Annotated in this window: 5 protein-coding genes and 1 pseudogene; 1 reads left to right on the top strand and 5 read right to left on the bottom strand. The window is 73.3% G+C overall.

The genetic code is table 11. The features are described 5' to 3' along the window. Window positions 1-187: 187 nt before the first annotated feature. Window positions 188-607, top strand: coding sequence for a heme-binding protein (locus ACFWR9_RS05040; RefSeq protein WP_383835647.1), 420 nt, complete (start codon window positions 188-190; stop codon window positions 605-607). Window positions 608-655: 48 nt separating this feature from the next. On the opposite strand, the gene ACFWR9_RS05045 is transcribed toward ACFWR9_RS05040, so the two are convergent. From ACFWR9_RS05045 to ACFWR9_RS05065, 5 genes and pseudogenes are all read right to left on the bottom strand, one after another. After that, a complete protein-coding gene (locus tag ACFWR9_RS05045) occupies window positions 656-1,522 on the bottom strand; it encodes a GNAT family N-acetyltransferase (protein ID WP_383835650.1) in 867 nt (288 codons plus the stop codon). Window positions 1,523-1,612: 90 nt separating this feature from the next. Further along, window positions 1,613-2,095: an NUDIX domain-containing protein gene (locus tag ACFWR9_RS05050; RefSeq protein WP_383835653.1), complete on the bottom strand. Its 483-nt coding sequence runs from the start codon at window positions 2,093-2,095 to the stop codon at window positions 1,613-1,615. Between the two features lie 70 nt (window positions 2,096-2,165). Then, window positions 2,166-3,071, bottom strand: coding sequence for a LysR family transcriptional regulator (locus ACFWR9_RS05055; protein WP_383835656.1), 906 nt, complete (start codon window positions 3,069-3,071; stop codon window positions 2,166-2,168). 207 nt (window positions 3,072-3,278) lie between these two features. Next, complete coding sequence (locus ACFWR9_RS05060; RefSeq protein WP_383835659.1) at window positions 3,279-4,457, bottom strand: cystathionine gamma-lyase; 1,179 nt, start codon at window positions 4,455-4,457, stop codon at window positions 3,279-3,281. Continuing rightward, window positions 4,454-4,993 (bottom strand): annotated as a pseudogene (locus ACFWR9_RS05065) (low molecular weight protein-tyrosine-phosphatase); the annotation flags it as partial. The pseudogene ACFWR9_RS05065 and the gene ACFWR9_RS05060, both read right to left, overlap by 4 nt.

Below are 4,993 nucleotides of genomic sequence, written 5' to 3' on the forward strand. Positions count from 1 at the left end.
CACCGGCGCCGGGCGGGCGGGGGGGGGGGGGGGGGCCCGGCGCCCCCCCCCCCCCCGCGGCTCCCCCCGCCCCGGCGCGCACAGCACCGCACCGGGCGCCGAAGCGCACCGCTACCGCGCCCCCGCGCCACCACCGCGCCCTCGCGCCACCCACCGCCCCATCGGGCACCGACCAAGGAGAAACCCCATGAGCACCACCGCTGTCGCCCCGCTGACGATCCAGGATGCCGAAGCCCTCGCCACCGCCGCCCACCACGCCGCCGAGGCCGCCGAGGTGACCGTCAGCGTCACCGTCCTCGACGCGGGCGGCCACCTGCTCGCCTTCCGGCGCGACGACCGTGCCGTCCTGATCTCCGGCGAGACCAGCACCCGCAAGGCTTACACGGCGCTCCAGTTGAACGCCCCCACCGCCGACCTCGTCGACGCCGTTCAGCCCGGAGGGCTCTTCCACACCCTGCCCACGGCACTCGACCGGCCCCTGCTGTTCATCGCGGGCGGCGTGCCCGTGCACCGCGAGGGCCGGCTGATCGGCGCGATCGGAGTGGGCGGTGGCGCACCCGACCAGGACCACGGCTTCGCCTCGGCCGCCGTGAAGGCCCTCGCCTGACGGCAGGCGGTCATCGCCGCTCCCCCCACGCGGTCAGGTTGCCGCGGGTCAGCCCGCCGCCACCGTCAGCGGCGCGAACCGCCGGTTCCAGTCCCCGGGCAGTTCGGTGATGCCGTACGTCATCACGGCGTTCGGGGCGACCACCGCCAGGCCGCGCTCCCGCGCCCAGGCCAGCAGCCCCTCGTGGCGTGCCTCGATGTCCGTGCGCAGCGGGCGGTCGGTGCGGGCGGCCAGGGAACCGATCAGCGCCTTGGCCGTCTCGGTGTCCCGGGCGATCAGCGGGCCCACGACGTGGGTGTCCATGTTCGGCCAGGCCGCGGCGTACCCGATGATCCGGCCGTCCTCCTCGGCGACCCGCAGCTGGTCCGCGAAGGCGGGCAGCCGCGTGACGATATGGGTGCGGTCGGCGCCGAACACCTCCTCGTCGAGCCGGACGATCGTGGTGAGGTCCTCGGCGGTGGCCGCCCGCGTGGCGATCCCGGGCTCGGGCCCGACCGGGGTGAAACGCCCGCGGACCATCTCCGCCCGGCCGGTGACCTTGAAGCCGAGCTCCTCGTAGAGCGGCCGGCCGTACGGGGTCGCGTGCAGGGTCAGCGGGGTGGTGCCCAGCTCGGAGACGACATGGCGCATCAGCCTGCGTCCGACGCCCTGGCGGGCGTGCCGCTCGGCCACCAGCACCATGCCGATGGCGGCCAGGGAGGGCCGGCCGTGCGGGCCGTACTCGGTGACGGTGCAGGCGGCGACGAGGCCGCCGCCGGGATCGTCGATGCCGTACCCCTTCCCGGCGGTGAGGAGGAACCCCCACTTGTGCTCCTCGCGCGGCCACCCCCGGTCCTCGGACAGGTCGGCGCAGGCGGTGAGATCGCGGAGCGTCAGACGGCGGATCGGAGCGGAGGCGAGGGAAGGTGTCGGCACGCAGGTCAGGCTGTCCGACAGCGACCGTCCGCGTCCACCCGTTTCCGGTGGAACGGGCAAGCTTTTTGGCCATGTCGTGGCCTGAGCGGCTCAGCCGAGGTCGGGGGCGTGCAGAGCCCGCACCCCTTCGATGTTGCCGTCCAGATAGTGCCGCAGCGACAGCGGCACCAGGTGGACCGAGGCGATCCCGACCCGGGTGAACGGCACCCGGACGATCTCGTACTCGCCGGCGGGCTCGTCGACCTCGGGCCCGTGCCGCAGGGCCGGGTCCATCGACCCCAGATGGCAGACGAAGAAGTGCTGCACCTTCACGCCGGTCGCACCGCCGTCCTCGCCGATGTGCTCCACCGTGTCCACGAAGCAGGGGACGACATCGGTGATCTTGGCGCCGAGTTCCTCGTACACCTCGCGGTGCAGGGCGTCCACGACGGTGGCGTCCTCGGGCTCGACCCCGCCTCCGGGAGTGACCCAGTAGGGATCGACACCAGGCTTGGTGCGCTTGATCAGGATCAAGTGATCGCGGTCCAGGAGAACGGCGCGAGCGGTGCGCTTGACCACGGGTCGGACGGTCATGGGAGAAATGTGGCCCGGTTGGTTCCACGTGAAACATTGCCGCGCACCCACAGCTCGCGAGCCCGTCGGCTCAGTTCCAGTCGGCCGCCGCGCGCAGCAGCCACTCGTGGGCCCGCGCGATGTGCGGCATCGCCAACGTGCCGGTCCGCACCACCAGGAAGTACGTCCGCAGCGGCGGTACCGCCGGGTCGTGCAGTGCGACCACGTCACCGCGTTCCAGCGCCGGTGCGCACAGATAGCGGGGCAGTACGGCGAGACCCGCGCCGGCGACCGTGCAGGCGAGAACGGCGCGCAGGTCGGGGGCGATGACCGTTCCGGGTGCGGCCGGGCGGGCGTCGAAGACGGACGCCCAGTAACGGGCGACGAAGGGCAGCGACTCGTGCACCTCGACCACGGGTACGCGCTCCAGCGCGGGCGCGTCGGCGCTGTGGGGCTTCTCGGCGCCCGCTCGCTCCGCCCAGTGGGGCGCGGCCACCAGGACGTGTTCCTCGTCGCAGAGCGCAGTCGCCGTGAGCAGCACGCCCCGGGGATGTGCCGTGCCGATGGCCAGATCATGATGTCCGGCGGCCAGCCCCTCCAGGGTCTCCTCGGCGTTCCCGAACAAGGCGCGCAGCGCGAAGCCCTGTCCGTCCTCACCGGTGAGCTCGGTGAGGGCGGGCAGCGCCCGCTCGGCGGTGAACTCGGGCGGCCCGGCGAGATGCAGGGTCCGCAGGGAGGAGCCGTCCTGGAGACCCGTTTCGGCGATCTCCACGAGGGCGTCGAGATGAGGTGCGGCCTTGTGCGCGAGTTCGTCGCCGATGGTCGTCGGGGTCACGCCGCGGGCCTGGCGCAGGAACAGCGGGCGGCCGAGCTGGCGCTCCAGCGTGCGGATCTGCGAGGTGACGGCGGGCTGTGAGAGGCCGAGCAGGGCTGCCGCGCGCGTGAAGGAACCGGCCCGGTGCACGGTGACGAAGGTGCGCAGCAAGGCCAGATCCACGGAATGCCCCCTCTTCGGATCTTCTCCGGCCCCCGGCGTGGCCAACTATAAATATGTCGATAGGTCGCTGTCGCTACTGTGATTGGACACTGACACAGAGTCAACTAGCCTTGGTCGCGCGGTTCTTCGCGCGCGGAACCGGAGGACGGTCCGAGCCACGAGGGGGGAGGCTCGGACCGTCCGTCGTACGGCCGTCGTACGGCGGGTTCAGTCCGCCGTTTCGTCCAGTGCGCGCAGCAGATCGGCCACCAGGTCCTCGGGGTCCTCCGCGCCGACCGAGAGCCGCACGAAGCCCTCCGGCACCGCGTCGCCGCCCCAGCGTCCGCGCCGCTCGGCCGTGGACCGCACCCCGCCGAAGCTCGTCGCACCCTCCACCAGCCGCAGCGCGTCGAGAAAACGATCGGCACGCGCGCGCGTGGCCAGCGTGAAGGAGACGACGCACCCATAGCGCAGCATCTGCTGCGAGGCGATCTTGTGCGAGGGGTCGTCGGGCAGCCCCGGGTACCGCAGGCCGGTGACCTCGGGCCGCGCCCGGAGAGCCTCGGCAACCTTGAGCGCGGTGGCGTTCTGCCGGTCGACCCGTAGTTGGAGGGTGGCGATCGAACGGTGCGCCAGCCAGGCCTCCATGGGGCCGGGGATCGCGCCGACGATCTTGCGCCAGCGCCGTACGGCGGTCATCGCCTCGGCGTCGCGGCCGGCCACGTACCCCAGGAGGACGTCTCCGTGGCCGGTGAGTTGCTTGGTGCCGCTGGCGACGGAGAAGTCGGCACCGAGCTCCAGCGGGCGCTGCCCGAGCGGTGTGGCGAGGGTGTTGTCGACGGCGACCAAGGCGCCGCGCGTGTGGGCCGCCTCGACGAGCCGTCGTACGTCGCACACGTCGAGACCGGGGTTGGACGGCGTCTCGATCCACAGCAGCTTCGCCCCGTCCAGGACGTCGAGCTGGGCGTCCCCGCCGGTCGGCGCGGTGCGCACCTCGATGCCGTACGCCTCCAGCTGGGCGCGGACCAGCGGCAGCACCTGGTAGCCGTCGTCGGGCAGGACGACCACGTCCCCGGCGCGCAACTGCGAGAAGAGCACCGACGAGATCGCGGCCATGCCGGAGGCGAACACGAGCGTCTCGACGCCGGCCCGCCCCGGAGACTCCAGCTCGCCGATGGCCCGTTCCAGATGCGTCCAGGTCGGGTTCTCGTCACGGCCGTAGGTGTACGGGCCGGTCGGCTCGCCCGGCAGATGGAAGTGGGCGGCGAACACCGGACCGGGCAGGGTCGGCTCGTGCTTGACGGGCTCGGGCAGCCCGGCCCGCACCGCGCGCGTGCCGTCGCCGGCGCCGGTGGGCGTCCCCGGCCCGTGCCCGCCGGGCTCGCCGTTCGTAGCGGAATCGCTCATGCCGCCCGTCCTTCCACTTGCTCGCGTACCGCGGCGAGCAGTCCGCCGCTCGCCGCCTCCACCATCTCAAGGCACTCCTCGAAGCCGTCCGCGCCCCCGTAGTACGGATCCGGAACGTCCAGGTCACCGCCGTCGGCGGCGGGATCGTAGGACCGCAGCAGGCGCACCTTGGCCGCGTCCTCCTCCGTGGGCGCCAGACGGCGCAGGGCCCGCAGATGGCCGGCGTCGAGGGCGATCACGAGGTCGAGGCGGGAGAACCAGGACTGCTGGAACTGCCGGGCGCTGTGGCCGAGGTCGTAGCCGTGCTCCGCCAGGACGGCCACGGTGCGCGGATCGGCCCCCTCGCCCTCGTGCCAGCCACCGGTGCCGGCGCTGTCGGCCGCCACCAGGCCGTCGAGCCCGGCGTGGGGGCGGGGGGGCGGGGGTGCCGCTGGTGTGGGTGCGGCCGGCCGGGCCACCCCGCCCCGCGCCCCGGCCCCCCACGCCACGCTTCTTCACCTTCGCACGACGCGGGCACGCCCCTGGGTCCTGAACCC

The sequence above is a fragment of the Streptomyces sp. NPDC058534 genome (assembly GCF_042717365.1).
In the GTDB taxonomy this organism is placed as follows: domain Bacteria; phylum Actinomycetota; class Actinomycetes; order Streptomycetales; family Streptomycetaceae; genus Streptomyces.